Annotated in this window: 32 protein-coding genes; 11 read left to right on the forward strand and 21 right to left on the reverse strand. The window is 68.9% G+C overall.

The window, feature by feature from the left end:
- The first annotated feature begins 102 nt into the window (after nt 1-102).
- The gene (locus tag OIE13_RS28600; protein WP_326828956.1) at nt 103-1,056 is read left to right on the forward strand and encodes a hypothetical protein; all 954 of its coding nucleotides are present in this window, start codon (nt 103-105) and stop codon (nt 1,054-1,056) included.
- A 95-nt stretch (nt 1,057-1,151) separates the two neighbouring features.
- Here OIE13_RS28600 and OIE13_RS28605 read toward each other — a convergent pair whose 3' ends face one another.
- Nucleotides 1,152-1,691 carry a tetratricopeptide repeat protein gene (locus OIE13_RS28605; protein ID WP_326828957.1) on the reverse strand — a complete coding sequence of 180 codons (540 nt, stop codon included), beginning with the start codon at nt 1,689-1,691 and terminating at the stop codon, nt 1,152-1,154.
- A gap of 169 nt (nt 1,692-1,860) precedes the next feature.
- Here OIE13_RS28605 and OIE13_RS28610 point away from each other — a divergent pair, with 169 nt between their 5' ends.
- Entirely contained in the window at nt 1,861-2,307 is a 447-nt protein-coding gene (locus tag OIE13_RS28610; protein WP_326646768.1) for a hypothetical protein, read from the forward strand.
- On the opposite strand, the gene OIE13_RS28615 is transcribed toward OIE13_RS28610, so the two are convergent.
- The 6 genes from OIE13_RS28615 to OIE13_RS28640 all read right to left on the reverse strand — a co-directional run bounded on the left by OIE13_RS28615 (nt 2,283) and on the right by OIE13_RS28640 (nt 5,780).
- Nucleotides 2,283-2,930, reverse strand: coding sequence for a TetR/AcrR family transcriptional regulator (locus OIE13_RS28615; RefSeq protein ID WP_326646766.1), 648 nt, complete (start codon nt 2,928-2,930; stop codon nt 2,283-2,285). The genes OIE13_RS28610 and OIE13_RS28615 overlap by 25 nt on opposite strands.
- Nucleotides 2,931-2,989: 59 nt before the next feature.
- A complete protein-coding gene (locus OIE13_RS28620; protein WP_326828958.1) occupies nt 2,990-3,175 on the reverse strand; it encodes a hypothetical protein in 186 nt (61 codons plus the stop codon).
- A gap of 49 nt (nt 3,176-3,224) precedes the next feature.
- Complete coding sequence (locus OIE13_RS28625) at nt 3,225-4,340, reverse strand: CapA family protein (RefSeq protein ID WP_326828959.1); 1,116 nt, start codon at nt 4,338-4,340, stop codon at nt 3,225-3,227.
- Nucleotides 4,341-4,444: 104 nt separating this feature from the next.
- The gene (locus tag OIE13_RS28630) at nt 4,445-4,636 is read right to left on the reverse strand and encodes a hypothetical protein (protein WP_326646763.1); all 192 of its coding nucleotides are present in this window, start codon (nt 4,634-4,636) and stop codon (nt 4,445-4,447) included.
- A 3-nt stretch (nt 4,637-4,639) separates the two neighbouring features.
- The gene (locus OIE13_RS28635) at nt 4,640-4,831 is read right to left on the reverse strand and encodes a DUF397 domain-containing protein (RefSeq protein WP_326646761.1); all 192 of its coding nucleotides are present in this window, start codon (nt 4,829-4,831) and stop codon (nt 4,640-4,642) included.
- Nucleotides 4,832-4,919: 88 nt separating this feature from the next.
- On the reverse strand, nt 4,920-5,780 hold the full coding sequence (locus OIE13_RS28640) for a helix-turn-helix domain-containing protein (RefSeq protein WP_326646760.1): 861 nt from the start codon (nt 5,778-5,780) through the stop codon (nt 4,920-4,922).
- Between the two features lie 466 nt (nt 5,781-6,246).
- Here OIE13_RS28640 and OIE13_RS28645 point away from each other — a divergent pair, with 466 nt between their 5' ends.
- A complete protein-coding gene (locus OIE13_RS28645) occupies nt 6,247-6,507 on the forward strand; it encodes a hypothetical protein (RefSeq protein WP_326646759.1) in 261 nt (86 codons plus the stop codon).
- The gene (locus OIE13_RS28650; RefSeq protein ID WP_326646758.1) at nt 6,494-7,177 is read left to right on the forward strand and encodes a hypothetical protein; all 684 of its coding nucleotides are present in this window, start codon (nt 6,494-6,496) and stop codon (nt 7,175-7,177) included. The genes OIE13_RS28645 and OIE13_RS28650 overlap by 14 nt, the downstream gene beginning before the upstream one ends.
- Nucleotides 7,178-7,372: 195 nt before the next feature.
- Here the strand turns inward: OIE13_RS28650 and OIE13_RS28655 are convergent, their stop codons facing one another.
- Nucleotides 7,373-7,558, reverse strand: a complete 186-nt coding sequence (locus tag OIE13_RS28655; RefSeq protein WP_326646756.1) for a hypothetical protein — start codon at nt 7,556-7,558, stop codon at nt 7,373-7,375.
- A gap of 165 nt (nt 7,559-7,723) precedes the next feature.
- Here OIE13_RS28655 and OIE13_RS28660 point away from each other — a divergent pair, with 165 nt between their 5' ends.
- Nucleotides 7,724-8,278, forward strand: coding sequence for an HD domain-containing protein (locus OIE13_RS28660; RefSeq protein WP_326646948.1), 555 nt, complete (start codon nt 7,724-7,726; stop codon nt 8,276-8,278).
- A gap of 89 nt (nt 8,279-8,367) precedes the next feature.
- Nucleotides 8,368-9,234, forward strand: coding sequence for a Rieske 2Fe-2S domain-containing protein (locus OIE13_RS28665; protein ID WP_326646754.1), 867 nt, complete (start codon nt 8,368-8,370; stop codon nt 9,232-9,234).
- 72 nt (nt 9,235-9,306) lie between these two features.
- On the opposite strand, the gene OIE13_RS28670 is transcribed toward OIE13_RS28665, so the two are convergent.
- From OIE13_RS28670 to OIE13_RS28680, 3 genes are all read right to left on the reverse strand, one after another.
- On the reverse strand, nt 9,307-9,552 hold the full coding sequence (locus OIE13_RS28670) for a hypothetical protein (RefSeq protein ID WP_326646753.1): 246 nt from the start codon (nt 9,550-9,552) through the stop codon (nt 9,307-9,309).
- 29 nt (nt 9,553-9,581) lie between these two features.
- Complete coding sequence (locus tag OIE13_RS28675) at nt 9,582-10,337, reverse strand: sulfite exporter TauE/SafE family protein (RefSeq protein ID WP_326646752.1); 756 nt, start codon at nt 10,335-10,337, stop codon at nt 9,582-9,584.
- A 130-nt stretch (nt 10,338-10,467) separates the two neighbouring features.
- Entirely contained in the window at nt 10,468-11,262 is a 795-nt protein-coding gene (locus tag OIE13_RS28680; protein WP_326646751.1) for an ABC transporter ATP-binding protein, read from the reverse strand.
- 66 nt (nt 11,263-11,328) lie between these two features.
- Between OIE13_RS28680 and OIE13_RS28685 the strand changes: the two genes are divergently transcribed.
- Nucleotides 11,329-12,048 (forward strand): hypothetical protein, encoded by a 720-nt coding sequence (locus tag OIE13_RS28685; protein ID WP_326646750.1) that lies wholly within the window; start codon nt 11,329-11,331, stop codon nt 12,046-12,048.
- Nucleotides 12,049-12,068: 20 nt separating this feature from the next.
- Here the strand turns inward: OIE13_RS28685 and OIE13_RS28690 are convergent, their stop codons facing one another.
- Nucleotides 12,069-14,762, reverse strand: coding sequence for a protein kinase domain-containing protein (locus OIE13_RS28690; protein ID WP_326646749.1), 2,694 nt, complete (start codon nt 14,760-14,762; stop codon nt 12,069-12,071).
- Between the two features lie 172 nt (nt 14,763-14,934).
- Between OIE13_RS28690 and OIE13_RS28695 the strand changes: the two genes are divergently transcribed.
- The 3 genes from OIE13_RS28695 to OIE13_RS28705 all read left to right on the forward strand — a co-directional run bounded on the left by OIE13_RS28695 (nt 14,935) and on the right by OIE13_RS28705 (nt 17,306).
- Nucleotides 14,935-15,660 (forward strand): hypothetical protein, encoded by a 726-nt coding sequence (locus OIE13_RS28695; RefSeq protein ID WP_326646748.1) that lies wholly within the window; start codon nt 14,935-14,937, stop codon nt 15,658-15,660.
- A gap of 378 nt (nt 15,661-16,038) precedes the next feature.
- Nucleotides 16,039-16,584: a hypothetical protein gene (locus tag OIE13_RS28700; protein WP_326646746.1), complete on the forward strand. Its 546-nt coding sequence runs from the start codon at nt 16,039-16,041 to the stop codon at nt 16,582-16,584.
- 164 nt (nt 16,585-16,748) lie between these two features.
- Nucleotides 16,749-17,306 (forward strand): hypothetical protein, encoded by a 558-nt coding sequence (locus OIE13_RS28705; RefSeq protein WP_326646745.1) that lies wholly within the window; start codon nt 16,749-16,751, stop codon nt 17,304-17,306.
- Between the two features lie 77 nt (nt 17,307-17,383).
- Here the strand turns inward: OIE13_RS28705 and OIE13_RS28710 are convergent, their stop codons facing one another.
- From OIE13_RS28710 to OIE13_RS28725, 4 genes are all read right to left on the reverse strand, one after another.
- Nucleotides 17,384-18,271, reverse strand: coding sequence for a VOC family protein (locus OIE13_RS28710; protein WP_326828960.1), 888 nt, complete (start codon nt 18,269-18,271; stop codon nt 17,384-17,386).
- Between the two features lie 99 nt (nt 18,272-18,370).
- On the reverse strand, nt 18,371-18,664 hold the full coding sequence (locus tag OIE13_RS28715) for a Dabb family protein (RefSeq protein ID WP_326646743.1): 294 nt from the start codon (nt 18,662-18,664) through the stop codon (nt 18,371-18,373).
- The gene (locus OIE13_RS28720) at nt 18,664-19,182 is read right to left on the reverse strand and encodes an aromatic-ring-hydroxylating dioxygenase subunit beta (protein WP_326646742.1); all 519 of its coding nucleotides are present in this window, start codon (nt 19,180-19,182) and stop codon (nt 18,664-18,666) included. Before OIE13_RS28720 ends, OIE13_RS28715 begins: the two co-directional genes overlap by 1 nt.
- 19 nt (nt 19,183-19,201) lie before the next feature.
- Nucleotides 19,202-20,497 carry an aromatic ring-hydroxylating oxygenase subunit alpha gene (locus tag OIE13_RS28725; protein WP_326646741.1) on the reverse strand — a complete coding sequence of 432 codons (1,296 nt, stop codon included), beginning with the start codon at nt 20,495-20,497 and terminating at the stop codon, nt 19,202-19,204.
- Between the two features lie 197 nt (nt 20,498-20,694).
- Here OIE13_RS28725 and OIE13_RS28730 point away from each other — a divergent pair, with 197 nt between their 5' ends.
- Complete coding sequence (locus OIE13_RS28730) at nt 20,695-21,798, forward strand: acetamidase/formamidase family protein (protein ID WP_326646740.1); 1,104 nt, start codon at nt 20,695-20,697, stop codon at nt 21,796-21,798.
- Nucleotides 21,799-21,818: 20 nt separating this feature from the next.
- Here OIE13_RS28730 and OIE13_RS28735 read toward each other — a convergent pair whose 3' ends face one another.
- The 5 genes from OIE13_RS28735 to OIE13_RS28755 all read right to left on the reverse strand — a co-directional run bounded on the left by OIE13_RS28735 (nt 21,819) and on the right by OIE13_RS28755 (nt 26,245).
- Nucleotides 21,819-22,190 (reverse strand): cupin domain-containing protein, encoded by a 372-nt coding sequence (locus tag OIE13_RS28735; RefSeq protein WP_326646739.1) that lies wholly within the window; start codon nt 22,188-22,190, stop codon nt 21,819-21,821.
- 11 nt (nt 22,191-22,201) lie between these two features.
- Nucleotides 22,202-22,975 carry an HpcH/HpaI aldolase family protein gene (locus OIE13_RS28740; RefSeq protein WP_326646738.1) on the reverse strand — a complete coding sequence of 258 codons (774 nt, stop codon included), beginning with the start codon at nt 22,973-22,975 and terminating at the stop codon, nt 22,202-22,204.
- Nucleotides 22,972-24,129: an amidohydrolase family protein gene (locus OIE13_RS28745; RefSeq protein ID WP_326828961.1), complete on the reverse strand. Its 1,158-nt coding sequence runs from the start codon at nt 24,127-24,129 to the stop codon at nt 22,972-22,974. The genes OIE13_RS28740 and OIE13_RS28745 overlap by 4 nt, the downstream gene beginning before the upstream one ends.
- Nucleotides 24,130-24,179: 50 nt before the next feature.
- Nucleotides 24,180-24,986, reverse strand: a complete 807-nt coding sequence (locus tag OIE13_RS28750) for a fumarylacetoacetate hydrolase family protein (RefSeq protein WP_326828962.1) — start codon at nt 24,984-24,986, stop codon at nt 24,180-24,182.
- A gap of 482 nt (nt 24,987-25,468) precedes the next feature.
- Entirely contained in the window at nt 25,469-26,245 is a 777-nt protein-coding gene (locus OIE13_RS28755) for an IclR family transcriptional regulator (RefSeq protein WP_326646735.1), read from the reverse strand.
- Between the last annotated feature and the right edge of the window lie 38 nt (nt 26,246-26,283).

Below are 26,283 nucleotides of genomic sequence, written 5' to 3' on the forward strand. Positions count from 1 at the left end.
CGGTAATGGCTCGGCCACCATTGGGTTAAGCGCGCCCCTGGGCAAGACCCCCCTGTTACGTTCGGCATTCGTTGGATTACCGAACGCAACAGGGGGATGTGCATGTCGAACGCATCACGGAACATCCGGGGAATCCTCGCGGTGGCGCTGCTCACCGCCGGCACCGGCTGGACACTGGTCTCTCCGGCCTCGGCGGAGGTCGCGCCCTGCCAGGAGCGCGAGGCGGCGGGGGCGCCGCAGGCGCCCGGGGCCATGGCGGCCGCCTGCGAGGAGGTCGGCGACGCCGGGGGCACCGCGGCGGCCGAAGGGACGACGACCACCGACAACGCCGGAACGCCGGCGACCACGGACGGTCCCGGGGCATCGGTGACCGCGAACACGGGTGAGACACCGGCGAGCACGGACGGCGCCGGAGCATCGGTGACCGCGAACACGGGCGAGACACCGGCGAGCACGGACGGCGCCGGAGCATCGGTGACCGCGAACACGGGCGAGATGCCGGTGACCGCGGACCGGCTCGCACACGTCACCGAGCTGCCCGATCTCTCCCAGGCCTCCGCGCTGGTCAGCTTCGCCGATGCCGGGGGCGTCGCCGCGGGCACGGGCTTCCACGCGCTGCCCTTCGGGCTGTCGAGCCCTCCCAGCCACGAGTGGACGAACTCCTGGGTGGGCATCATGGCCGAAGGGCCGGATCTGCCCGGCCTGCCGGGCGCGCCGGGCGCTCCCGGCGATGGCATCAGCTGGCTACGGGCCCCGGTGCCCCCGGCGCCCGAGCGACCCGCCGGAGCGGCGGTCGCACCGGACGACGACACCGCGCCGCTGCCCCAACCGGCGCAGGCGGACGCCGTCACCGAGGACCTGCCGTCGGCCGAACCGTCGTCGGCCGAACCCCCCTCCGCCGGATCGCCGGTGGCGGAGTCACCGGCCGCCGCGGGCCCGGAAGCCCCCGCTGTGCCGGACACCTCCGCGGGTGGCGCCCACCTGACGGAGGGCAGTGCGGAGGTCTCCGTTCTCCCGGCACTGGAGAGGACGATCCCGGACCTCAATGTGGGGTAGCCACCGGAGTTCGAACCACGACGCAGGGAGGGTCGTGCCCCAAGGGGCACGGCCCTTTTCCGGCCTTGTGACAGGCCGCGGGAGCGACGGCCGCGTCAGTACGAGGCGTCGAGGAGGGCGTCGAGTTCGTCTTCGGGGAGCCCGAGGTCGACGCGGATCCGGTAGCGGGTTCTGAGCAGGGCGATGTGCTCGCCACCGCCTTCCACCGCCCGATGCGCCCCCTCGGTGGCCCAACGGTGGGCCTCCCCGAGGTCTCCATAGGCGACGAGCGTCTCGGCGACCGTGAGAGCGGTGGCCGCGCTGACCCCGCCGACCGCGTGAATCGCCGCGATCACCTCTCTCGCCTCCTCCGGCTGTTCGAGCTCGAAAAGGGTGTCGGCGATCCCGGCCCGGGGATCGACGCTCACCTCGCCGCCGTCGTCCACCGCCCGCTGGAAGCAGTCGAGGGCCCGAGCGGGCTGTCCGGCCTGCCGCCACTCCTCGGCGGCGAGCATGAGGATCGCCGCCCGCGACATGTCGCCGGACGTGTACGCCTCGACCAGGGCTTCGAGTCGCCGGGCCAGGGCTTCGTGATCGTCGGCCAGAAGTGTCTGCTCAAGCAATCGATCAAGTTGCTCACGTGTCACATGCGCCACATCGCGAGAGTACCGAGCGACGCTCGACCACGTACGGCCAACGGCAGGTATTGGCCATGCGACCTTGAGTAAACAAACGGCTACGGTGCGCGTTTTTCTCCAGTAAAACGGGCATATGAGCGACGACTCCTGCTACAGGAGCACATCATGGGGAGGAGCTGCGATGGGCATGTCCAGGCAGACGGCCTTCACTCTGATGCTTCTCCTGGTCTTCTCCGTGATCGTTCCGGGGTCCGCCGGATACCTGTCGGTCAAGATGGAGGCGATCGGGCAGGCCCACCAGGAGCTGCTCACCCTGGAGAACAGGATCCGTCACGAGAAGCTCGCCGCCCGGATCAAGAGGATGGAGCGGGTCCATCGGGCCCGGCGTCTCCAGCCGGTCGCCCCCTCCGGCCGCGAGCCCGCAGAGCCCGTCCGGAGCTCCCGGGTCGAGTTGGGGACACCGCCGCTCGAACGCCGGGGCGGGGTCCCGCAGTACCGGGAGCGGCTCACCGGCTCGGGGTCCGTGTCCACCGCGCCGGACTCGATCGGCGGCGGCCCGCGTGAGGGCACCGGCGAGTCCCTCGAAGAGGGTCTCCTCCCCCAGCTCTCTCAGACCGAGACCCGGGCGAACTGACGGTTCAGATAGCCACGGATCAGACGCTTGGCCTCGGCCACGATCTCCGGGGCACCGTTCGGATCGCGGCGGAACGCCAGCTTGAGCACCGCGTCTCCGGCCTCCACCGCGACCAGGATGGCCAGGTCGAACTCCTCACTGTCGGCCAGGCCGTACTCCTGCAGGAGGAGGCCGCGCAGCCGTCCGGCGATCACCGTGTGGTTCTCAGAACCGGCGTCGAGCAGGTTGAGGTCGACCACGTCACCGAAGTGCAGGGACCGGAAACCCGGCACGGTCCTGTGCATCTCCACGTACTCGTCGATGATCGCGTCGACCGCCTCCCACCAGCCCGCGTAGTCCTCCGACAGGAAGCGTCTCCCGATCCGGGAGACGAACCCCTCGATGTGGCGCCGGGTCACCGCCTGGGCGATGGCCCGCTTGTCGGGAAAGAACTGGTAGACCGAGCCGATCGCGACCCCCGCGCGCTCGGCGATCCGTGTGGTGGAAAGCGCGTCGTAGCCGATCTCGTCCAGCAGGTCGGCACACGCGTCGAGCATTCGCTCCACGCGCCGTGCGCTCCGTCGCTGGGTGGGCTGACGCCGCAGTGAAGCTTCGCCGGGCTCCTCGGCAGGCACGATGGACACCCCCCCATCTTGCCCGCCTGACACCGTCGGGTCGGTGCTTATTCGTCAACCCCTGTCCGTCAATCGCGAGATTTCTCCGCCCCCGGCGAGCCGCCGACGGAGGTGGAGGAGGAGAAGAAGGAGGAGGAGAGGATCCGCTCCTGGACTCCCGGCCTGCCGATCAGCTTCCAGCCCTGGATGGAACCCTGGCCGTACCCGACGAGGCGCACTCCCGGCTTGCCCACCGCGCCAAGGACCGCGATCATGTCGGCGGCCGGGTGGTCGTGGCCTCGGTGGCACGTGCGGAAAACGGGGCTAGCCGGACTGGCCGGGTCTGGCGGTCAGCCCGGTGCAGTCGCGCAGCGCCTTCCAGTTCGCGATGGCCGGTTGCCGCCCGAGCCCGGTGATCGGGACCGGCACCCCGCCCTGGATGCTGGCCGGAGTCCACTGGTCCTTGAGCACCTTGCGACCGTTGATCGTCAGGGTGAGCACGCCGGTCCTGCCGGTCTCCGGGCCCCAGTTGTAGAAGACGAAGTTGCCCAGGCCGTAGTTGACGTAGCTGTTCTTCAGGTAGCCGCCGCCGAGCAGGATGTGCGCGTGGCCGCCCACGATGACGTCCGCCCCGGCCGCGACCAGCTTGGGGGCCAGGCCGCGCTGCGCCTCGTTGGGACACTTCTGCAGTTCGGTGCCCCAGTGCAGGTGGACGATCACGGTGTCGGAGTTCCTGCGGGCCCTGCGCACCTCCTGGATCAACCGTGCCTCGTTCTTGGCCGAGGCGAGGCCCGCCTTGTCGCCGGAGGCGGTCCACGCCCCGACGAACTCCGCGTCCAGCACCTGGGTGGCGCCGATGATGGCGACGCGGTTGCCGTTCACAGTGGTCCGCCACGGCCTGTAGGCCTCGGCCTCGTTCCTGCCCACGCCCACGACGGGGAATTTGGAGCGTTTGATGGCGGCAAGGGAGTCGCTCAACCCGCTCTGCATGTAGTCCATGCCGTGGTTGTTCGCCAGGGAGGCCACGTCCACCCCGGACGCCTTCAGCGCGGTCAGCGCGGCCGCCGGGGCGCGGAAGGTGTACTGCTTTCCCGGTGCGGGGGTACCACCGGTGGTGATCGCGGTTTCCAGGTTGACCATCGCCAGGTCAGCGCGGCTGAGCACCTTGGAGATCGGGCCGAGCGCGGTCTTCGGATTGGCGTTCAGACGGGTTCGCAACACGCCTTCGAAGTGCACGTCGCCACCGAAGGAGATGGTGTACGGCCTGCGCTCCGGCTCGGGCTCCGGCGTGGGTTCCGTCTGGGGGGTCGGCTTCTCCTCGGCGTCGGCGAGCGCTCCGGGGGTGACCGACTCGGCCGTGGAGCAGGCCGCGAGGAGCACGGCTGAGGCGGTGACCGTGGCGGCCAGGGCAAGGCGTCGGGCGGTGCTGTACGTGTCCATCGGTATCCGAGGATGCCATCTCACCCGCACTGTTTGGCACAACTCGCCCTACGAGATTCGATTACCATAAATTAGAGTAAGTCGCTTATTTGAATAGGTCAGCTTTAGATCGCACCGTGTCGTCCGTGGAGGGCGAGGACCGGCTCCGGCAGGCGGGCCTTCGGATGACCGCGTCCCGGCCGGTGATCATGCAGACCGTACGGGAGGGTGACCACCTCGATGTGGACACCGTCTATCACGGCGTGCGCGGTCAGGTCGGTCGGGTCTCCCCGCAGGCCGGCTACGACTCCCTGCACGCGCTACCAGGGAACGGCCTTCCGCGGCGGATGGAAATCAAAGTCTCCGCCCTTCACCGCGGCGATGAACGCGGCCCACCCGGCCCCACCGAAGATCAGCACCGGCCCCGTCCGGTCCTTGCTGTCCCTGACCGCGAACCCTCGTCCGGGCAGGTGAGCCACCTCGACACAGTTGCCGTTGAGGCCGCTTCGCACACTCTTCTTCCATATCACATCGTTGTGATTTTGCGCGTTCATCATTCTTCCCACCAATGACGGAATAGCGGCAGCGGTAAATCTGTCGCTAGTTGTTCCAGTATTCGATTGTTTCCTTGATCAGCTCCTGTGACGCCATCTCGTCGAGAGCCCGTTCCATCAGAAGGCCGAAGGCACGCTCGTACAGGTAGACCATTTCCGCATCCTCGACGATTCGTCCTCCGGGGAGCGACTCCTCGTAGACGACGTCCTGGAAGTCGGAAAACGCCAGGTGCATGAACGCGCCGGTGGACACCGGCGGTGGAACGGCCTGGGGAAGAATCCTCATCTCCACGTGCGCCAGCTTCGAGACCTCGATCAGGTGCGCGAGCTGGTCCCGCATGACACGGGCGTCGCCGTACTGGTTCCGCAGCACGGATTCATGGAAGACGCTCATGTGGATCAGCGGATCGGGCCCGTACAGCAGTGTGCGCTGCCGCGCCATCCGTATCTCGACCCGGTCCTGAAGCCAGATCGGTGGAACCTGGCCGGCATGCTGGCCCGCCTGGACGACCGACCGGACATATCCCTCCGTCTGGAGAAGGCCGGGCACGATCTGGGGTTCCCAGTTTCGCGCCACCGTGGCCTCCGCCTCCATCCCGATGAGCGTGATGTAGTCATCCGGAGTGGAACTTCGATATCTCTCCCACCACCCTTTCCGGGCGGCGTCGCGCCGCAGCGCGACCAGAACCCCCCGGAGGGCTTCCTCGACTCCATAAAGCCCGGCGAGGGCCTCGACGTCGCTCTCCTTGGCCAGCGTCTTGGCGTTCTCGATTCGGCTCACCTTGGCGGTCGACCACCCCAGACGGCCGGCCACCTCCTCACCGGTCATGTTCAGGCTTTCGCGGAGCCGACGCAGCTCCAGACCCAGCCGACGCTGACGGAGCTCTGGACTACCACGCTCCGACATCACGACCTCCTCACCATGACGGGTGGGCAGGTGTCATGGCCTCAACAGGAACCAGACGAATGGTAGTGCAAATTACACGAACGGTTGCAGTGCACGTGTAGAAGTTTATTGCTTTTTTCCTTACGGCAAGCCTTGCAGGTAAATCTCCGCTGAGCGACTATCAGGACAGGAAGGTTCTCGGAAGATCGGGGAAGCCGCCGGTGATCATCCGGCGGGATGTCTCCGAGGGCCTCTGTGAGCCGCGCACGGAGCGGAACGGGCGCGCACCCGATCGGCAACGGCGCCGTCTTCGACCTGGCGGAGTTGAACCGGGGAGGCCAGCAGGGGCAGTGGAGAAAACCGGCCGGCGACGGCCCAGAGTCGCACGCACCAGAAGCGTCCGATCGGGCGCAAAAAACACCGGGCCGGCGGCCACCGACCCGGTTGGCACAAGAACTCCGCGTCAAAGCCACGAAGGGAGTCTCCTATGTCCCTCCACCGTACCAAGGGACTCTGCGGAATCAAGACCTTCATTCTCGATTTGATCTACATAGGCGACCGAGAGCTCTGCATGGACCAGGACGAGTGGGCCCACCGGCTCGGCTGGATCGTGACCAGGACCGGTTTCGGGGCCAGGCACTACCGCGAGCCCCGCTTCGACCTGCTCAAAGCCGAGCGGATCGCCGCTCCCGCCCTCGCCCTGGCACCCACCCCCGACAAGGGGGTGGGTGGCGATGTCACGGCGTAGCCTCCGCAACAACCGCTACGGTCGCCCCGACGACCGGCCGTCCGGGAGGGCGGGCCTTCTCGTCCGGCTGTGGCGCTGGCGGACGGAGATCGTTCTGCTTGCCGCCGCCTCGACCGTCCTGACCGCCGTGGCCCTCTCCTTCAAGGAGGGCCACTGGTGGCCCTCCGCCGTTCTGGCCTGTACCTCCAGCGTCCCCGCCGCCTCCCACTACGGGCGGAGATGGGTGAGCACGCACGCCTGGTGTCTGATCTCCCGGCATCGCATTCGGCGGGCGTGCGCGGAGACCGGGATACACACCCGCTCGGGCCGGCTCCCGGCGGTGCTGTGGATCACTCCTTCCGCCGCCGGGGAGAAGGCGCTGATCCTCGCCAGGGCCGGGATCTGCGCCGAGGACTTCGAGGCGTTCTCGGCCGAGATCGCGTCGGCGTGCTACGCCCGCGACGCCGTGGTCCTTCGGCACCGCAGGTGGGCTCACCTGCTGACCGTCGAGATCGTCCGCAGGGACGAGGCCCTCGCCTCCCCGATGGGACTCGACCGGCTGTACGGGCGGGCGAACTGGGTGAGCCCGCGGGCGGGTCGGACCGCGCGGGAGGAGCCCGATACCCGCTCCGTCGCAGCCCCGCTCCCCGTGCCGCGCGAGCCCGCCGACCACGGGCAACGAGCCGCGTGAACCACCCGACCACGGGCAACAAACCACGTGAACCACCCGACCACGGGAAGCAGATCGCGGACCGCGTGAGTCTCCCGACCACCGGACGGCGGCCCACCTGGGTTCCAGGGACCGTCCTGCTCTCCGTGCGGTGCGAACGCCCCCGAGTTCACCCTCGGGGGCTTCCCCCCACCCCGGCCTGCAGCCATGATGAGTTCACTTGCCGCACTCAGGAGTGCCGATGAGAACAGCGCACCGGACCTGCTCGACGAGCTGATCCTCGACCGGATGCTCCGCAAGGCGGTCGAGACGCCCGGCTCGCCGGTGGAGGGCGGGCACCTCGCAGCTGGTGGCCGCCAAGCACGCGGGAGTCAACGTGAACGCGCTGACAGACGATTCCATCGTGGACGTACCCTCGGGAAACGCCGTGTTCAACGGGGTTCCTGTCACACTCGGTCGTGCATGATCCCATGATCGCTCGGAAAAGGGGGATCGACGCGCATTAGGCTTACGCGCGTGACCACCCCTTTAGCACAGGACCGTCTACACGCTCAGCTCACCTTCGCCATGGAGATCGACAAGCTCAGACGCATCGTCCGCCGCAACACCCTCATGGACGGGTCGCGGCGGGAGAACGACGCCGAGCACTCCTGGTACGTGGGCATGCTGGCAATGGTCTTGGCCGAACACGCGCCACCGGGCACCGACCTCGACAGGGTCGTCGCGATGCTGCTCGTCCACGACATCGTCGAGATCGACGCTGGAGACACCTTCATCTACGACGCCTCCGCCGTCGAGGCCCAGCTGGGCATCGAGCGCAAGGCCGCCGACCGGATCTTCGGGCTGCTCCCCGATGACCAGGCCGTGCGGTTGCGCGAGCTCTGGGACGAGTTCGAGGAGCGCAGGACTCCGGAGGCCAGGTTCGCCAAGGCCCTCGACCGGATCGCGCCAATCATGGCCAACCACCACAACGAGGGCGGCACCTGGTCTCTCTACAAGGTGACGGCCGAGCAGGTGCTAGAGAAGGTGAAAATCATCGAGGAGGGGTCGGCGACGCTGGGCGCCTATGCCACCGAGATCATCGCCCTCTCCGTCAGTCGAGGACATTTGGCGCGTGCATAACACCGTTCCCGGGTAGGTCCCTATGGGTCGAGAAGGGGGCGATAGTGAAGGAAACCGTCAAAACAGGGCGTCGAACTTTCAGGCGCCTGGTGCCCGGAGTCGAGTTCACCGATCGGATCGAGCGATCGCCCAGGGCCGACAGGCCGATCCGCATACTCGCCAAGGCCGTGCGCCGGCGGATCGGCCCCGGTCTGCTCCGTGATCTGCTGCACGGGGTGCCGATCGGCAAACCGCTCCATCCACCGCTCGCCAACCTCAGCCTGGGCCTCTGGGCGGCGACCGCGGTGCTCGACGTGACCCGCTCGGATCCACGCGCGTCGCAACTGCTGGTCACGGGCGGGCTCGTCACCGCGACGCCCGCGGTGGCCGCGGGCATCGTCGACTGGTCCGCGCTCCATCGCGAGCAGCAGCGGGTGGGATTCGTGCACGCGATCGCCAACCTGACCGCCCTCGGGCTCTACGCCGGATCGCTGGCGTTCCGGATGACCGGGCGCGACCGGACCGGACGGCTGCTGTCGTTCGCCGGGCTGGGCGCCGCGAGCCTGGGCGGCTACCTCGGCGGCCACCTGGCCTACCGGCAGGCGGCCGGGGCCAACCACGCCGAGTCGGTCGCCCACCTGGTCCCGCTGGGCTGGCACGACCTGTGCGAGATCGGCGACCTGCCCGACGGGCGTCCGGTGACGCGACGGCTCGGCTACATCGACCTGTTCGTGCTCCGTGTCGGGGGCGCCGTCACGGTCCTCGCCGACCAGTGCGCCCACCTGGCCGGGCCACTCCACCAGGGGCGCCTGATCTCTGAGGACGGCACCGCCTGCGTGGTCTGCCCGTGGCACGGAAGCACCTTCAGGCTCTCCGACGGGGCCGTCGTGCACGGCCCGGCCACGGCTCCCCAGCCGTCCTTCGAGACCCGGATCCGCCGTGACGGCGTGCTCCAGGTCCGTCCCGCCCAGGCATGACGAACCACCTGGCCCGGGCGCGATGAGAACCGGCCCGCCACCGGTTTTGACCTATTCGAGCCTACTTCGGGCCTATTCCCTGCTTCGGGCCTGTTCGGGCTTGCCGTCGGCGGGGTGTTCGACCAGGGCGAGGATCCGGCTGGACATGAACCGGGCGGTGCGCACGGCCGTTCCGCTCCGGGTGACCTCGCTCACCTCGACGACGCCGCCGCGCGCGTTGGCCACCTCAACGCGGCGCCCCGCTCTGGTGGCACTGACCTCGTAGGTACGGGAACTGTCTCCTGCGTCGATGACAACCTCGACCTTGTCACCTTTCATGCCTGATAAGTACCCAATAGTGGGCAGGTTCACCCGTACACCAGTTTGACTATCGCCACCACACCGATGCAGACGATGAACCAGCGCAGCACCGGGGCGGGCAGCCTCCTGCCGACCTTCGCACCCAGGAAACCACCGATCGCGGCGCCCAGCGCCACCATCAGCACCGCCAGCCAGTCGATCTCCGCGATCAGGATGAACAGCGTCGCGGCGGACGCGTTGATCAGCAGCGAGAGCACGTTCTTGGCCGCGTTGATCCGCTGCAGGCCGTCGTCGAGGAAGCTGCCGAGCAGCCCGATGAGCAGCACACCCTGCGCGGCACCGAAGTAACCGCCGTAGATGCCGCAGGCGAAGACACCGGCCCAGAGCCAGAGGCCACCGTGCGGCTGGGCGTGCTCCCGCCGGGCGCTCAACCACCTGTTGAGTCTCGGCTGGGCGATCACCAGCACGCACGCCACACCGATCAGGACCGGCACGACGATGTCGAACGTCTCCGGGGGGAGGTAGAGCAGGAGCACCCCGCCGATCACCGCGCTGATGACGGTCGGGATTCCGAGCCGGATCAGCCGCTGGCGCTGCCCCTTCAACTCCGCCCGGTAGCCGAGCGCGCCGGTCAACGAGCCCGGGACCAGGCCGACACTGTTGCAGACGTTGGCGACGACCGGAGGCATCCCCAGCGCGACCATGGTCGGAAACGTGATCAGAGATCCGGAGCCGACGACGGCGTTGATACCTCCGGCCCCGATACCGGCCACGAAGATCGCGGCTGCCTCCCACGGCGTCATGAACTCTCCCTCACTGGTAAGGCTCGCGCCCATGACAAGGTGCACGGCACTCACCGGATGGTAAGAGGAGGTCGACGACTATCTCACGGCAGGGGTGTCCTTTACCGGGTTTCAGATGGCCGGAACCGCCTCAGAGCTGGTGCGCCCGCGCGTACCACCGGCCGTCCCGCCCCTGGTCCAGGGTGAGCGGGACACTGAAGGTGTGCGACAGGTTCTCCGCCGTCATCACCTGCTCGATCGGCCCCTGAGCCACCACGGAGCCATGCCGGAGCAGCAGCGCGTGGGTGAACCCGCTGGGCACCTCCTCCACATGGTGGGTGACCAGCACCATGGTCGGCGCCTTCGGATCGTGCGCGAACGTCGCCAGGCGGCGGACCAGGTCTTCGCGCCCGCCCAGGTCCAGGCCGGCGGCGGGCTCGTCCAGCAGCAGCAGCTCCGGGTTCGGCATGAGCGCGCGGGCGATCTGCACCCGCTTACGCTCTCCCTCGGACAACGTGTTGAACCGGCGCCGGATCAGGTGGGCACATCCGAACTGGTCGATCAGCTCGACGGCGCGCGTGACGTCGTGGGAGTCGTACTCCTCCGTCCAGCGGCCGAGGATGGCGTACGAGGCCGTGAGCACCAGGTCGATGACCTTCTCCTCCGGCGGCACCTTCTCCGCCAGTGAGGCGCTCGCGAGCCCGATGCGGGGCCGCAGTTCGAAGACGTCACTCTGGCCGAGCCGCTCGCCCAGGATCTCGACGATGCCCTCGGTGGGGAACAGCATCGCCCCGACCACCTGCAGCAGCGTCGTCTTCCCCGCACCGTTGGGACCGATGACGACCCACCGCTCGTCCTCGTGAACGGTCCAGTCGATCTCCCGCAGCAGGGCCGCCCCGTCCCTGCGGACGGTGACGTCCTGTAGCCGAAGCACCTGACCGCCCATCCCTTACGCCTCCTTGTGAATCGCTGGAACAAAACCTATTGCAGGGCAAGCGCATATCGTGGATCGGTGCACCCTGATTCACCGATCTCGGCCACCCTGGTCTGCTGGGGCAACGCCTGGCTCGCCGGACAGGTCGGCCTCGACGAGGCCGCCGACCGCGTGGAACGACAGGCAGGCCCCCAACTCGTCGCCGCGGAAAGCGGCGACCTTCCCCTCCGCGAGTTCCTCGCCGACCTGCGGATCGAGGGCATGAAGTCGCTGCGACTGGCCCTCCCCGTCCCGGGCGACCCGCTCGGACTCACCGGACCGCCCCCCTTCAACTCCGCGGCCATCGAGGCCGGACAGGCGGCGACGGCCGTGCTCGGTGACAGATGCCTCGGCCTGGTCCCGGTAAAGGACCGCCGCGGGTCATCGTACGCCGGGGTTCGCTGGAGCGTGCTGGAGGCCCGCACCGCGGCACCCGACCTGCCCTCTCTCGCCGACGCGGAGCACGAGCTGACCCGCGCGATGCGCGTGGCCACCGACGCCCTGCTCGGCGTGGAGGGCCCGGCCCAGGGCCGCCGGCAGCCGAAGATCACCGATGACGGCCTGGCCCCCGGCTACCCCGCCCGCGCCCATCGGGTCGCCGCCCTGGCCGCCCGCCTCTCCGCGGTGCTCCGCATCGCCGACGACCGGGGGCTCACCTCGGGTCAGCTCGCCGTACGCGGCGAGGCCCTGCGTGAGCTCGACCGCGCGGTGCGCCGGGCCCGCGTGGTCGCCCACCACGCCATCACCGAGCTGGTCTGACGGCGAGGTCGCGGGACGGGCTACCGGCTGGAGGTCAGCTTCCAGAGCTTGACGGCGCGGTCCTTGCCGGCCGAGACGACCACCATACGGTCGCCGACGGTGATGACGGTGACCGAGTAGACCCCACCCTTGTGTGCCTTGATCGCCTTGCCGAGAGGCCTGCCCTTGGCCGGGTCCCAGAGCCGGACGGTCCCGTCCGTGCTGCCCGACACCAGCACGGTGCGCCCGTCCACCGTGCCGAACGCCAGGGAGTAGATGTTGCCGCCCTGGCCCTTGAACGGCTTGCCGATGGTCTTGGAGGTCTTCGGGTCCCAGATCCTGATCCTCTTGTCCTTGCCGCCCGAGGCGATCACGGTGCGGTCGCCCAGCTTGCCGAAGGCCACCGAGAAGACCCGCCCGCTGTGCCCCCTGTAGACCTTGCCATATCGCTTCCTGGTGACGAGGTCCCAGATCTTCAGCGTCCTGTCGGCGCTGGCGGACACGACGACGGAGCGCTTTCCGATCTTGCCGAAGGCGAGCCAGTTGACGTCGTCGCGGTGCGCGGAGATGACTTTGAGCAGTCTGCGGCTCTTCAGGTTCCAGAAGTAGAGCGTGCCGTCGCCGTCCCCGGTGACGGCGAGCGGTGAACCGTTCACGACGCCCGCCGCGGCGGAGAAGACCGCGATGGGGTGGTGGCCCAGAACCCTGCCTTTGCGGGTCTTCAGGTTCCACAGGCGGACGGAGTGGTCGTAGCCGCCGGTCACCGCGTACGGCTTGCCGCCGAAGGTGACGGTGGCGACCGCGTAGACCTCGCCCCGGTGGCCGCGGAGCCGGTGGAGCCTCTTGTGCTTGGCGGGGTCCCAGATCCCGAGCGAACCGTCCTGGCTGCCCGAGACCACCGTGGGCCTGCCCTTTATCTCGATCTTGGCGAGGGACTGTACGGCCTTGCTGTGCCCCTTGAGCGTCTTGCCGTCCTGGCCGTCGAAGAGCACCGCGGTGGGCGGCAGGGCGGGCGGCTCGGACGGCTCGGAGGCCGGCCCTGTCGTGAGGCTCACCGTGGGGGCCGGGGTCAGATCCTGGGTGACAGGTGTCGGGGCCTGCGTGGGAGCCTGCGAGGCGGCTGCAGGGGACCGCGTGGAGAGGGTTGGGGACGGCGACGTCCGCGTACCGTCACCGGGAGCCGGGGAGCTCACCGCGGGATCGATCCGCATGCTCGGCACCGCCACCAGCACGGCGCTGGCCAGAGCCAGGGCTCCCACGAGCACCCCGGTCACGAGGGCGGCCCGCCTGCTCCGCGACCTGTGCTCGCCGGGCGCGACGGGTAGCGAGTCTCCGAAGAGGTCGGGGCGCCGCGGCGGCGGCGGGGGATACGCCCCCTGCGGGGATGTGGCCTGCCGGCCGACGGGCGTCAGGTTGCCTGGGTAGCGCATCGGCCCCGCGGGTGAGGCGAAGGGAATGACCGCGGGCGGAGGGCCGGCCGATGAGCCACTGGGAGAGGTACCGGGCTCGCTCCGCGCGGCACCGTCGGGACGGCCGGGGGAGGCGCCCGCCTTGCCGCCCGGGGCGCGGCCGGGGGCGGCACCGGGCTCCCCGCCCTCCGGATCCGTCCCCGACGGCCGCACCCACAACGTCTCAGGAGCGGGCGGCGTGGACGGGGCGGCGGGCGAAGGCACGGGAGTGGAAGCGGGAGTGGAAGCGGGCGCGGGAGTGGAAGCGGGCGCGGAAGCGGGCGCGGAAGCGGAAGCGGGCGCGGAAGCGGAAGCAGGGGTGGAAGCGGGCGCGGAAGCGGAAGCAGGGGTGGAAGCGGGCGCGGAAGCGGAAGCAGGGGTGGAAGCGGGAGTGGAAGCGGGCGCAGAAGCAGGGGTGGGAGCGGAAGCGGGCGCAGAAGCAGGGGTGGGAGCGGAAGCGGGAGTGGGAGCCTCATCGGACTGGGTGTCCAGAAGCGCGAACAGCACCTCGGAGGCGCTGAGCCGTTCCTCGGCCTGCTTGCTGAGGCATGAGGCGACGATCGGCCGCAGCGCGTCGGGGAGCTCGGACAGGTCGGGCTCCCCGTTCATCACCCGGTAGATGACCGCGGGCACGCTGTCCTGGCCGAACGCGGGCCGCCCGGTCGCGGCGAACACCATCGTCAGCGCCCAGCTGAACATGTCGGAGGAGGGCTCGACCCGATGCCCGGAGACCTGTTCCGGCGACATGTAGGCGGGGGTGCCGACCACCCCGCTCGTCACGGTCATCGCCGAGTCGAGAGCCCTGGCGATACCGAAGTCGATCACGCGGGGTCCGTCGGGACCGAGCAGCACGTTGCTGGGCTTGAAATCGCGGTGCACGATGCCCGCCCGGTGGATGGCGGCCAGCGCGGTCACGGTGCCGACCGCGAGCCGGTGGAGCACGTTGCCGCCGCGGGGCCCCTCGGCCTGCACCACCCGCTGCAGGGAGACCCCCTCCACCAGTTCGCTCACGATGTAGGGGCGGTCACCGTCCATGTGGGCGCCCAGCACCTGAGCGGTGCAGAACGGTGCCACCCGGCGTGCGGCGGAGACCTCGCGAAGGAACCTGTCGCCGTCCATGCCGGTGTCGCTCAGCCTGGGATGGAGCAGCTTGATCGCCACCATCACCCCGTCGTGCCCCCGGCCCGCGTAGACCACACCCTGCGCCCCCTCGCCAAGGCGGCCGAGCAGCCGGTAGTCCCCCAGTGACTCCGGGTCCTCCCTGCGCAGCGGGCTCGTATCCGGCACCTGAGCCTCCCCTTTGTCCAGCCTGTGAACCGCCGCTGTCCCCGAGTCACCAAAGATACGCAAATAACTAATCTTCAGGTAGATCATTCGCTCTTCTGGCGTGTCCTACTTAAGTCATAATCGTTGAAACAAATGGTGACTACGGTCACCCCTAGCTCGTGCGGAGACGCCCATGCGCCGAAGCTTCGGCACGCTCCTAGGTCTCGGCCTCATCACTCCACTCGCGATCGTCCCCAGTGCCTCCTCCGCCGCCGCGAACGCGCAGTCCCCGGCCTCCTCCAACGTCCCGTCGGCAACCCGCACGGACGTTTCGGCCGCGACCCCGTCCGCGACGAGGCAGGACAGGCCCTGGTCTGCTTTCAAGGTCTCGGTGAAGGCCCCGAAACGGGTCAGGAACGGCAGCGAGTTCATGTACGAGGTCAAGGTCACCAACCGGGGACCGCAGAAGGCCGACTACTTCTACGTGGGAGGGACCCTCCTGCCCAAAGGCATCAGCCGCACCGTCTACTACAAGGGTCCGAAGGGCACCGACTGCGACTTCTACACCGACGGCTTCTGGTGCGTGACCCCCTGGGCCCTCGACAAGGGCGAGTCGGAGACGGTGCGCATCTGGATCAAGCTCAACAAGCGGACCAAGGGCACCGCGGTCGCCAGGCTCGGTGCCGACACCTGGAACGTCCCGACCGGGGGCGGCGAGCTTGGCCGCGATGAGTGGAAGCGACTGGCCTTCCCCAACTGGTACTACCTCAAGACAGTGAAAACCAAGATCGTCCACCCCGCGCCACCCAAGCCCAAGCCCAAGAGCGGAGGGGGCAGGACCTACACCCCGCCACCACCGCCGCCTCCCCCGCCGCCGCCGCCACCGCCGGGCCGGCGCGAGGAGAAGAAGGACATCTGACCCGGCACGCTGGTCAGGCCAGGCCGTTCCGCACCGCGTAGAGGGCGGCCTGGGTCCTGTCCCGCACGCCCGGCTTCATCGGCCTCCCCGGCACTGACCGAGGTCGGCACGAGCGCCCTCGGCGACGGTCCCAGCCGACACGGCGTCCCGGCCCTCATTCCCGGAACTCACGGAACTCACGGAACTCACGGAACTCACAGAACGACTCCAGCCTCGGCCTGACGAGAGTCGGGAGTCGCCGTTCGGCGGCCCCCTGTGCGTCGTCCACCTGCTCACCGTTCGGCCGGCCAGTCAGTCACAAGGGTTTTCCAAGTGGGCCCCCGCATGCTGGTCGCAGTAACCAACGGGGGATCACCGAATTCCGACTGGAGTAAAGAAATGCGCCGGCACCTGACCGCCTTCGCCGCCATCGCCCTGGCGGGAGGCATGCTGCTCACCCCGGGAACCGCGAACGCCGCGGCTCCCCAGATCGCCGCCCCGCAGGGGACGGTCCACGCCGACCAGCCGCTCGCGCCGCTGAAGCTGACCGTCACCTACCCGCGCAGGGCCTGGGCGGGTGACTCGTACATCTACACACTCACGACCAAGAACGTGGGCAGGTGGTACACCGACATCGCCTACGTCGGCGGCTACCTTCCCTCGCAGGTCTCCAAGGTCCGCGTCATCCGCAAGCCCGCCGGATCGTACTGCGAGACCTCCGGTCGCGAGGTGGGCTGCCTGCTCGACACCCTGAACCCCGGGAAGTCGGCCACCATCAAGGTCAGGGTCTGGCTGAAGAACAGCGCCAGGGGCACCGCGACCGCCGAATTCGGCTCGGCCTCGATCGACGTTCCCGCAGGTGGGCTTGGCACCTTCGACATCCACGGCATCGATATCGGCAGCGACGTCAAGTACGTGCGGGTGAAGACCCGGGTCCTCCGCTAACCAGGAATTCCACGCGTGCCGCCGTCCTACCTGGGGCAATCACCAAAAACAGCGACGATCGTAGTGAAATATGATTTCTCTCCACATCTATATATGTGGTAAAACGCTGGAACTTTATGGGACGCCCCTTGCGTCCCACTGACTCTTCAGCTGGGAGACGTTCGATGCGCCACCCGATCTCCAAGATCGTCGCTCTTGCTCTGGTCGCCCCGCTGGCCGGCGGCATGCTGCTCACCACCCCTGCCTCCGCCGCTTCCACGCAGGCGCCGACGGCGGCGGTCAAGTCAGCGGACGAACCGTACGCCTCCTTCGCGGTCAGCGTCTCCGCGCCGAAGAAGGTCAGGTCCGGCGGAAAAATCACTTACACCATCAAGGCCGTCAACAAGGGCCCCTACAAGGCCGACTACTTCTTCATGGGCGGCCTGCTGCCCAAGCACTCCAAAATCACCTCGGTCTCCGCGGCCAAGGGCACGGAATGCGACAACTACCAAGACGGCTTCTGGTGCTGGACCCCCTACGCCGTTGATGTCGATGAATACGAGACCATGAAGATCACGGTGAAGCTCGGCAAGAAGTCGGGGCGAACCGCCGAGGCCATCCTGGGCGTCGACTCCTACGACGTCCCGACCGGGGCCGAGACCCTCTCCCGGGACGAGCTGGAGCGCCTGGGCACCAAGAGCTGGTACTTCGTGAAGAAGGTCAAGACCAAGATCGTTCGCTGACCGTACCTGACGAGAAACGAGGAGCCCCGTCCTGCCACAGGCCGGGGCTCCTCGCCTTCTCCGTTCGGGAACACCGCTCAGAAGCGGCCCCAGTCGTCGGCGGCGGCGCGCCAGACGTCGATGTTGCGCGGGTCGAGGGCCATCCTGCGGGGCCGGTGCGTCTCGTGCTCCTCGGGGGTGAAGACCCGGTGACCGTCGCACAGCTCAAACCTGGGCCCGTGCTTGGGGTCGAACATGTAGAAGGCGATCGAGGTCGACGCGGAGTGGTTGACCATGTCGGACGCGATCGGCACGCCCTTGTACAGGGCGCGCGCCCTGCCGCGCATGACGTGGTCGAGGCTCTTCATCATGAAGCACAGGTGGGCGACGTAGTACTCGTTGTTGCGCTGCAGGGCCAGGCTGTGGTGGTAACGGTCCTCGGCCCGCAGGAACACGGTGCCGTCCCCGACGTAGTCGGAGGCCATGAAGCCGAGCACCCCGGTGTAGAAGGCCAGGGACTCGTCGTACCTGTCGGTGGCGATGAAGGGGTGCACGAGGTCGAGCGGGCGCAGCTCGATGACAGGAGCCTCGGCGTACTCCTGGAACTCGGTGAACAGCTCCACGATCAGCCCGTTCGGGTCGCTCACACCGAAGCCGCGCTGGCACAGGCCCTTCATCCGATCCTGCAGGGGCAGCACCTCCAGCCCCGCCGCGATCACCCTCTCCCTCAGGTCGTCGAGGATCTCGTCGGACTCCACGCTGAAGCCGATCGCGACCGTGTGCGACGTCTCCCTGCCGGGCTCGTGGAGCAGTTCCACGCAGTGGTGCTCGATGTCGGCACGGAGGTAGGCGTACTCGTCGTCGTGCTGTTCAAGCTGGAGACCCACGTGATACTGGAGGAACTCAATGGTCGCGGCCATATCCGGCACCGCGATCCGGGCGTACTCCATCCCGTACGGTGCCCGGGGACGGGCGTCAGCTGTCATGGTGCCTTCCTCATTCCTTCTTGGTCCTTCGTGACGTGCTTGGTCCTTCGTGACGTGCTCGTCGTGTGGTGCCGGCGCGGGCGTCGCGGCGCGGCGGGGTCAGCAGTGGAAGCTGACGATGGCCTGCCGCTCGATCACCGGCCGCCAGCGCAGCCGTACGAACTCCTCGTGCGAGGAGCTGTGCAGGTAGTCCAGCAACTCCTGCTCGGAGTCGAACCCGACGACGAAGCCGTGCGTCATGCTCGTGTCGCGCGTGCTGACGTTGGGACCGCAGGCCCAGTCGCGCATGGCCGGATACTTGCCGGGGAACGTCTCCAGCTCCGCCAGGACCGCCGCGACCGTCTCGGCCGGCACGTCCTCCTTGAAGCGGAAGACCAGCATGTGCTTGATCATCAGAGGATGAAGCTCAGTCGTGCGCCCGCGTCCATGGCCTCCATGGCGGGAATCGACCTGCGGAGCCTGAAGCGGAGCCCCTCGTCCTCGACCAGCAGGACGTGCTCGTAGCGGCCCACGTAGCTGTAGGCCCCGCCGTCGCGGTAGCGGTGGATGATGAAGTTGGCACTCACCCAGACCGTTTTGTCGCCCTGTTCCAGGATGATCACGTTGGAGATCATCCGGTGGGTCCTGGAGTGCGGGTTCTCCGCGTGCGCCTTACGGCTCTTGAGCCGCTTCACCCTGGCCTTGATGAGGTCGTAGTCGTCACACATGAAGGAGCCGGCCGAGGCGCTGTCCCAGCCCTTCCAGTCGGTGGTGGCGACCTCCATGCGTCCGCCCTCCTCGAAGAGGGTGAACCACTCGTCGAGGCGCCACTCGTCGAGCAGCGACGCCTCGCGATAGAGGAAGTCCTCCACCTCGTGCCGGGTGATGGTCCTGCCGCCCACGGCGCTCTCCTTACTCTTCTTACCGTCCATCGACTCGGTCCCGGCCCGCTCAGTCCCGGCCCACGACGCCGGCCCAGTGACGCCAGAAGCTGCGCATCGCGCCCTCGTCGATGGAACGGCCCTGGTTGCCCTTTTGCTCGTTGGCCATGCCGCGCGACATGTCGCTCCAGTCGAAGCCTGGGTCCGCCGCGTTCGCGGTCGCCTCGATACCGCGCTGCACCGCCTCGTACGCCTCGATGTCGTCCGGCGTGGCGAGGCCGCCGGGGCCGACGAAGCTGACCATCGTCTTGATCCGCAGTGCCCGCACCTCTGCGGGCTCGTCCACCTCGACGAACTGCCAGGCCCGCACGCTGGTCTGGTCGGCTGCGACCGGATCGATCTGGCGGATGGTCAGCGCCTCCAGGTCGAACAGGAGCAGGTTGGGGAAGACGAAGAGGATGCGGCTGGCGTCGGCGATCTCCTTGGCGAGCTCGGGGCCGAGCCGGTCTTCCATCTCCTGGCGCTTGGCGACGGTGCGATCCTTCTCCGCCTCGCCGAACCTCGGCTCCCAGACCATGCCGATCCGCCCGTTGTGGCCGGTCAGGATGAGCAGTCCGTGGCCGCCGCCGAGGTCGTAGGCGTACTGGTCGTCGTCGGTGACCGCGAAGCCGGTCTCGCGCAGGTAGCCCACGAAGGTGTTGTGGGTGGGCGCGAAGTGGTAGCCGTCCATCGCGTTCTCGACCGCGAGCTTCCAGTTGCCCTTGACCGAGTACAGCTGCACCCCGGGCACGGTCTCCATGCCCGCGGGGCCGATCCTCGCGGTCAGCGACATGTAGTGGGCGGCCTTGCCGAGGTGGGTCATCAGGTCGGGCACGTCCGGGTCGAAGGCGATGAACACGAAACCCTCGTGGCTCTGGACCCTGGGCACGGAGCGCAGCCTCATCGCCTCGCGGAACTCCGGCACGTCGACGTACGCGTCGTCGCCGGGCAGCGCCGAGAGATCACCCGAGTTGCTGAACACCCACGCGTGGTAGAAGCACTGGAAGAACTTCGTGTTGCCCTCGCTGTGGCGGCACAGCACGGTGCCCCGATGGGTGCAGGAGTTGAGGAAGACCTGGATCTCGCCGGAGGAGTCGCGGCAGAAGATCAGCGGGCGCCCGCCGAGGGTCCTCGTCTTGAAGTCACCCGCCTTGGGGATCTCCGTCTCGTGGCCGAGGTAGAGCCAGGTGTGCCCCCAGATCTTGGAGATCTCCTCCTGGAAGACCTCCTGGGACCGGTAGGCGGATCTGTGCACCTTGAACGACAACGCCTCCCCGTCCTCCTTCACGAGGGAGGAGAGCGGATATCCCTGTGTCAGCTGCGTCATCGCGGCGCCTGGCCTTCCTACGGACTTTGAACGAGAATTCGAGATGCCATCTCGCTATGTGATGCTGCTACCGCGCCCTCGCGGTGTCAAGTGCCAGTCTTCGCACCGAAATCTTCGGTTACTCCCCGTTAACGACGACGCAACACCTGTCGAGTTTTCTCAGCCGGTGACAGCGACGTATCCCCCGTGGAGGGACAATGCTCCAGCCGAAGACCGGCCGCATCGATGGTTCCCACTACCTCCCCACCAGCCCGGACACCAGCCTCTGGGGCCTGCTGCCCAACCGCGATCACCAGCACGTGCTCCACGTCGAGTCCGGCGACACCGTCACCATCGATACTCTCAGTCACGAGGGAATCCTGGAGGACCAGGGCCGTGATCCGGTCTCCTACCTCGCGGGGTTCGGCGTCGGCGCCGACCGGGTGCTCACCGACGCACGCGACCTGGCCGCGTCCGACGTCGCCCACGACTACGACAACGACGGCCCGCACGTGGTGACAGGACCGATCTCCGTCGCCGGGGCACGACCCGGCGACGTGCTCAGGATCGACGTGCTCAGCCTGCTGATCCGGGCGCCGTACGGGTTCATCAGCAGCAGGCACGGCTACGGCGCGCTCCCCGAGGAGTTCCCCGAGACCGCCGCCGACACCGGCCCGCTCACGGACGGCGCACGGGAGTACAACAGCGTCTGCGTCTTCACCGAGGTGGTCGAGGAGGCCGGGCGCCTGCACGGCGTCATCCCGTTCGGCACGGGGCGGGCGGCGCGCTTCCCGCTCGCCCCGTTCCTGGGCCTGATGGGGGTGGCGGTCGACACCGGCGACCCGGTCCACTCGGTGCCGCCCGGCTCCTTCGGCGGGAACCTCGACATCAACGAGCTGCGGGTCGGGTCCAGCCTCTACCTGCCGGTACAGGTCCCGGGTGCCGGGTTCTACGCGGGCGATCCGCACTACGCCCAGGGCGACGGCGAGGTCGCCCTGACGGCGCTTGAGGCACCGCTGCGCGCCACGCTGCGCCTGTCGGTGATCCCCGCCGAGGAGGCCGGCACGCTCCTCGGCGCGCTCGGCGAGCCGTTCGCCGAGACCTCGACCCACTGGCTCCCCGTCGGCCTGCACACAGACCTCAACGAGGCCATGCGGCGTGCCGTACGGGCAGCCGTGACGTTCCTCGAACTCACCCAGGGCATGGAACCCTCAAGGGCGCTCGCCTACCTCAGTGCGGCGGCCGACTTCGAGATCAGCCAGGTCGTCGACCAGGTCAAGGGAGTGCACTGCCTGATCAGGAAGGCCGACTTCGGGCTGTAGCCTCCGGACCGGCCGGGATGCTAGCTCCCGGGCAGCCAGACGGAGTCGCCGAAGTCCGCCCGCGGGGGGCTGAACACGTCAACGTTGACGCACGGCCCCTCGGTGGGCTCGACGTAGTGCTCGGACCCCCGGGGGACCAGCATCATCGAACCCGCGGACATCTCGTGCGGCACGCCGTCGACGTAGTAGTTGCACCTGCCCTGCAGGATCAGCACGAGCTGGTCGAAGTCGTCGTGCTTGTGCGGGTTGAGCGTCATGCCGACGGCCAGTTCGTGCCAGGCGAGCATGGTCTCGTCAGTGGAGTACACCTTGCGCCGGACACCCGGCCGGATCTCGGTGGCGGGGATGTCGTCCCAGTTGACGGCGGTGGCGTACAGCCGCTGGTTGAACACGGGCGTTCCTTTCATTGATCCCACTTGTCCATTACCTCGCGCAGGGCCGAACCGAGGAGCTGCAGGTCCGAGCCGACGATGAGGTAACGCGCGGCGCCGAGGCCGCTCCCGGCGGCCGACTCGGCGTCCGCGCGGGCGAGCCAGCCGCCCGATGCCACCCCGACGGAACGGGCCGCGTCGACGATCTCCCCCACCCGCGCGAGCAGCGCCTCCGCACCGGGGAGGCCCAGGCTGACGGCCAGGTCGGTGGTCCCGACGAAGGCCACGTCCAGGCCGTCCAGCAGCTCCGGCAGCGGGTCGCGGGTGGTGGCGGTCTCGATCTGCCCGACGAGCAGGGGCGGCTCCGCCGCCTCCGCCGCCAGGTACGTCGCCAGGTCCACGGCGCCGAAGCCCGCGCTCGGATGGGAGAGGCTGATGCTCCGTCGCCCGTGGGGGGCGTAGCGGGCCGCGGCGACCAGGGCCGCGGTCTCGGCCGCGGCGGTCAGCGTGGAGAGCTGAACTCCCGCCGCGCCCGCCTCCAGCACCCTGTTGATCAGCGGCGGATCCACGACGGGCACCCGGACCAGGGCCGGGACGCCCGTCGCGGCGGCATGTCGCACCAGGGAGATCACCGTCTCCACCGGCAGCGAGGAGTGCTCCAGATCGACGACGACGAAGTCGAACCCGGCCTGCCGGGCGAGATCCACGCTGTCGACGGTGGGCAGCTTGACGAACGTGCCGACGACCCGGCCTCCACCGGCCAGCGCGGTCCGCAGTCTCCGTCTCGCCTCGGCGACCGGCGTCACCGGCCGGCGTCCAGGCCGCGCCAGGGCGTCGTCTCCACCCGCTGCCCGCCGTGCAGGACGAGGACCGGCTCCAGTCTGGGGGCCACGATCGAGTTGCCGGACGCGTCGGGCAGGGTTGTCTCCTCGGTGTCCTCCAGCACCGTGACGTGGGCGGGACCGCCCTCGACGAGGGTGCCGTACCCCTCCGTGTCCAGGCCGAGCCGCCGGGCGGGGGCGATGGTCATCCGCGGCACGATGTCGTCCATGGACATGCCGAGCGCCCGCAGCTTGGCGGCGCTGGTGACCAGGTCGAAGACCGGGCCGCGCCAGTTCCTGGCGCTGGTGTCGGAGGTGAGCAGGTCGGGCAGGAAGCCCTCCGCGATCGCCTTCCTGGCGACCTCGAAGCTGAGGTTGCTCTTGCCGTGGGCGCTGTCGAAGAGCACACCGCGGGCCCGTGCCTCAAGCACCTCGGGGATGACCTTCCCGTCGTCGAGAATGCCGTGCGGCTTGCCGGTGTAGCAGTGGGCGACGATGTCCCCGGCGCGGAGCAGCCCGAGGACCTCGGGCAGCGGCTCCTCGGTCTCCCCGATGTGGACCATGAGGGGCAGACCCGCGTCGGCCGCGAGGTCGAGCGAGCTCTTGAGCAGCGAGCGCCAGGCGGAGCCGACCACGTCCTCGGAGAGACGGATCTTGAAGCCGCGGACCACGTCCGGGTTGTCACGTGCCACGGCCAGCGCGTCCTCGGCGACCAGCGTGTCCGGGTTGAGCAGCTCGCCGAAGCGGAAGTCGATCAGTCCGAGCACCGAGACGTTGAGGAAGTTGACCAGGCGCATCTCGGCGGGCTGGACGACGAACCTGTTGAAGGCGGCGAAGGTCGAGGCGCCGACCGTACCGGCGTCGGCGGCGGCGACCACTCCCCGGCGCAGATGGGCCTCGTCCGGCGGGGCCCCGACCTTCGAGACGTTCTCGAAGACGTGGGTGTGCGCCTCGACCAGACCGGGGAGGACCCACTTCCCCGCGCAGTCGACGACCTCCTGGGCCTGCGAGGCGAGCGAGGGCGCGATGCGCGCGACGCGGCCATCGGTCACGGCCACGTCGGTGACCGCGTGGGTGCCCGCCACGGGGTCGAAGACGGTACCGCCGGACAGAACAAGGTCAAACGAAATCTCGATCATCTCACATCTCTCATCTATGGGGGACTGTGCGGGCTTCAGGAGCACGAAACTCAGCGGTACCGGGTACACAGCGGCAGCACACCGGCGACGGACACCTCCACCTCGTCGCCGGGACACAGGAAGACCCCGCGGTCCTGGCCCGTGCCCGCCGGGGTACCGGTCAGCACGACGTCGCCGGGTCGCAGCGCGGCGAAGTGGGAGATCCTGGAGATGAGCTCGGGCACGGCGAAGATCAGTTCCGCCGTGCTGGAGTCCTGCCGAACCGTTCCGTTCACGCTGGTCCTGACCGCGATCCTCTCGGGGTCGTCGACCGCCGAGAGTTCGAGCACCGAGGCGCCGAGCGCGCCGAAACCGGGGAAGCTCTTGGCCAGGGTGGGGGTCGCGGTGGCGACCATGACGTCGCGCGCGGTCATGTCGTTGGCCGCCGTGATGCCGGCGATGTGGTCCCACACCTCACCGGGCGGGGTGCGGAGCATCGGCCGCCCGATCACGAAGGCGACCTCGCCCTCGTAGTCCACCTGGCTGGAGCGGTCCTGCGGCAGCGGCACCTCCGCTCCCGGCGCGGACACCGCCGAGGGCGACCGCAGGAAGAGGATGGGGGCGGAGGGGACGGACCTCCCGGTCAGGCGTGCCTTCGACAGGTAGTTCAGCCCCACCCCCCAGATGGCCCCGGTGCTGCCCAGCGGGGGCCGGAGCTCTCCCAGCGGGATCCGGTCCCGCTCCCGCGCGGCGTGCGCGGGAGCGAAGCCCTCACCCGCGGCGAGCATCTCCGCCACATCGGCGAAGGGCAGGTCGAGGAGGACGGCGCCGTCGTCGTCGAGACGCGCCAGGCCCTGCGATGTCGCGATCAGGTTCATGCCTCCCCCCCGGAGAACGAGCCGCCGCAGGCGGTGGCGAGGAGAACTGTCGCGAAAGCCATGACGGCCCCTGCGCGTCGCATACCCATGCTTGCTCCTAGTCCTCTCGCCGCCGCTCTGGGGGGAGACGGCGAGGGTTCAGGGGGGTGGTTTTTCTCAGGGCATCGGCGGGCGGTCGCGCCAGTGGCGGGGTTCCCCACCGTCGTGCCAGGCCAACCGGGCTTCATGAACGTACGAGGAACGCTTGGCGCGTGTCAAGATGCGGAATCACATCTCGCATTGCGTCACACTGCAGGCGTGCTTGACGGCTGCGGAGACCACCTGCGATTTCTGGAAAGAATGTCTGATCAGCGAGAACGCATGCCGACGGGACAGGCCGCCCACCCGTGATTTCCGCTTCCGAGCCCGCCGGCCCACGCTCGAACAGGCGCGGTGCCACCCAGCCCGGCGCTCAGACGGGCGCGGCGCCACCCGGCCCACGCTCAGACGGGCGCGGTGCCGCCCAGCTCGCGCGACAGGTCGCGCGCCACCCTCAGCAGCGCGGCGGCGGCCTGCGGCTCCAGGTCGCCCGCGAGGGATGCCACCGTGCCGAGGACCGCCATCGAGGCGACCACCTGGTCACCCTCGAAGATCGGCGCCGCGAGCACGCGTACCCCGTGGTCCACCGGGGAGTTGACCGCGATCCCGGTCCGCCGGACCTCCTTGAGGAGTTCGCGCAGCTCCGCGGATGCCCGCAGTCGCCGCGCGAGCCCGGGAACCTCTCCCGCGGGCAGGTAGGCGCAGAAGATCCGGCCCTGGGCCGAGCGGACGACGTCGAGCTGCGAGCCGGTGCGGACGCTCAGCCGGACATCGCCGACGGTGTTGTCCACGCAGCCGACCACCACCGGGCACTCGCCGTTCCAGACGCTGAGCACGACCGTCTGGTTGATCTCGCGCATGAGCAGTTCGAGGTGGGGTCCGGCGGCCGCGGCGATGGGCAGCCCGGCCCGCGCGGCGGCCTCCAGCCCGAGCAGCTGGGGACCGAGCGAGTACAGCGCGCTGCGCGGGTCGTAGCGGAGCAGATTGGCCGCCCGCAGCGCCCTGGCGTACCGGTGGGCCGTGGGCTTGCTGACCCCCAGCCGCGCGGTGATCTCGTTGAGGCTCAGCCAGGGGTGCTCGCTGGTGAAACCACTCAGGATCAGCGCGGCGCGCCGCACCGTCTGGATGGCGGGCACCTCGTCGGCCACGTCGGCGTCGCCGGAGTGCGCCTGATCCGCCATGCCGACTCCTCCGCACAGATCATTCGTTGGACCGGACT

The sequence above is a fragment of the Streptosporangium sp. NBC_01810 genome, from assembly GCF_035917355.1.
In the GTDB taxonomy this organism is placed as follows: Bacteria; Actinomycetota; Actinomycetes; order Streptosporangiales; family Streptosporangiaceae; genus Streptosporangium.

Bases quoted from the DNA above. Each gene is read 5' to 3' on its own strand.
- OIE13_RS28600 (WP_326828956.1), top strand. From the start codon at position 103: ATGTCGAACGCATCACGGAACATCCGGGGAATCCTCGCGGTGGCGCTG.
- OIE13_RS28610 (WP_326646768.1), top strand. From the start codon at position 1,861: ATGTCCAGGCAGACGGCCTTCACTCTGATGCTTCTCCTGGTCTTCTCC.
- OIE13_RS28620 (WP_326828958.1), bottom strand. From the start codon at position 3,175: ATGATCGCGGTCCTTGGCGCGGTGGGCAAGCCGGGAGTGCGCCTCGTC.
- OIE13_RS28625 (WP_326828959.1), bottom strand. From the start codon at position 4,340: ATGGACACGTACAGCACCGCCCGACGCCTTGCCCTGGCCGCCACGGTC.
- OIE13_RS28640 (WP_326646760.1), bottom strand. From the start codon at position 5,780: ATGTCGGAGCGTGGTAGTCCAGAGCTCCGTCAGCGTCGGCTGGGTCTG.
- OIE13_RS28645 (WP_326646759.1), top strand. From the start codon at position 6,247: ATGTCCCTCCACCGTACCAAGGGACTCTGCGGAATCAAGACCTTCATT.
- OIE13_RS28650 (WP_326646758.1), top strand. From the start codon at position 6,494: ATGTCACGGCGTAGCCTCCGCAACAACCGCTACGGTCGCCCCGACGAC.
- OIE13_RS28655 (WP_326646756.1), bottom strand. From the start codon at position 7,558: ATGGAATCGTCTGTCAGCGCGTTCACGTTGACTCCCGCGTGCTTGGCG.
- OIE13_RS28660 (WP_326646948.1), top strand. From the start codon at position 7,724: ATGGAGATCGACAAGCTCAGACGCATCGTCCGCCGCAACACCCTCATG.
- OIE13_RS28670 (WP_326646753.1), bottom strand. From the start codon at position 9,552: ATGAAAGGTGACAAGGTCGAGGTTGTCATCGACGCAGGAGACAGTTCC.
- OIE13_RS28675 (WP_326646752.1), bottom strand. From the start codon at position 10,337: ATGACGCCGTGGGAGGCAGCCGCGATCTTCGTGGCCGGTATCGGGGCC.
- OIE13_RS28680 (WP_326646751.1), bottom strand. From the start codon at position 11,262: ATGGGCGGTCAGGTGCTTCGGCTACAGGACGTCACCGTCCGCAGGGAC.
- OIE13_RS28695 (WP_326646748.1), top strand. From the start codon at position 14,935: ATGCGCCGAAGCTTCGGCACGCTCCTAGGTCTCGGCCTCATCACTCCA.
- OIE13_RS28700 (WP_326646746.1), top strand. From the start codon at position 16,039: ATGCGCCGGCACCTGACCGCCTTCGCCGCCATCGCCCTGGCGGGAGGC.
- OIE13_RS28705 (WP_326646745.1), top strand. From the start codon at position 16,749: ATGCGCCACCCGATCTCCAAGATCGTCGCTCTTGCTCTGGTCGCCCCG.
- OIE13_RS28710 (WP_326828960.1), bottom strand. From the start codon at position 18,271: ATGACAGCTGACGCCCGTCCCCGGGCACCGTACGGGATGGAGTACGCC.
- OIE13_RS28715 (WP_326646743.1), bottom strand. From the start codon at position 18,664: ATGATCAAGCACATGCTGGTCTTCCGCTTCAAGGAGGACGTGCCGGCC.
- OIE13_RS28720 (WP_326646742.1), bottom strand. From the start codon at position 19,182: ATGGACGGTAAGAAGAGTAAGGAGAGCGCCGTGGGCGGCAGGACCATC.
- OIE13_RS28725 (WP_326646741.1), bottom strand. From the start codon at position 20,497: ATGACGCAGCTGACACAGGGATATCCGCTCTCCTCCCTCGTGAAGGAG.
- OIE13_RS28730 (WP_326646740.1), top strand. From the start codon at position 20,695: ATGCTCCAGCCGAAGACCGGCCGCATCGATGGTTCCCACTACCTCCCC.
- OIE13_RS28745 (WP_326828961.1), bottom strand. From the start codon at position 24,129: ATGATCGAGATTTCGTTTGACCTTGTTCTGTCCGGCGGTACCGTCTTC.
- OIE13_RS28750 (WP_326828962.1), bottom strand. From the start codon at position 24,986: ATGAACCTGATCGCGACATCGCAGGGCCTGGCGCGTCTCGACGACGAC.
- OIE13_RS28755 (WP_326646735.1), bottom strand. From the start codon at position 26,245: ATGGCGGATCAGGCGCACTCCGGCGACGCCGACGTGGCCGACGAGGTG.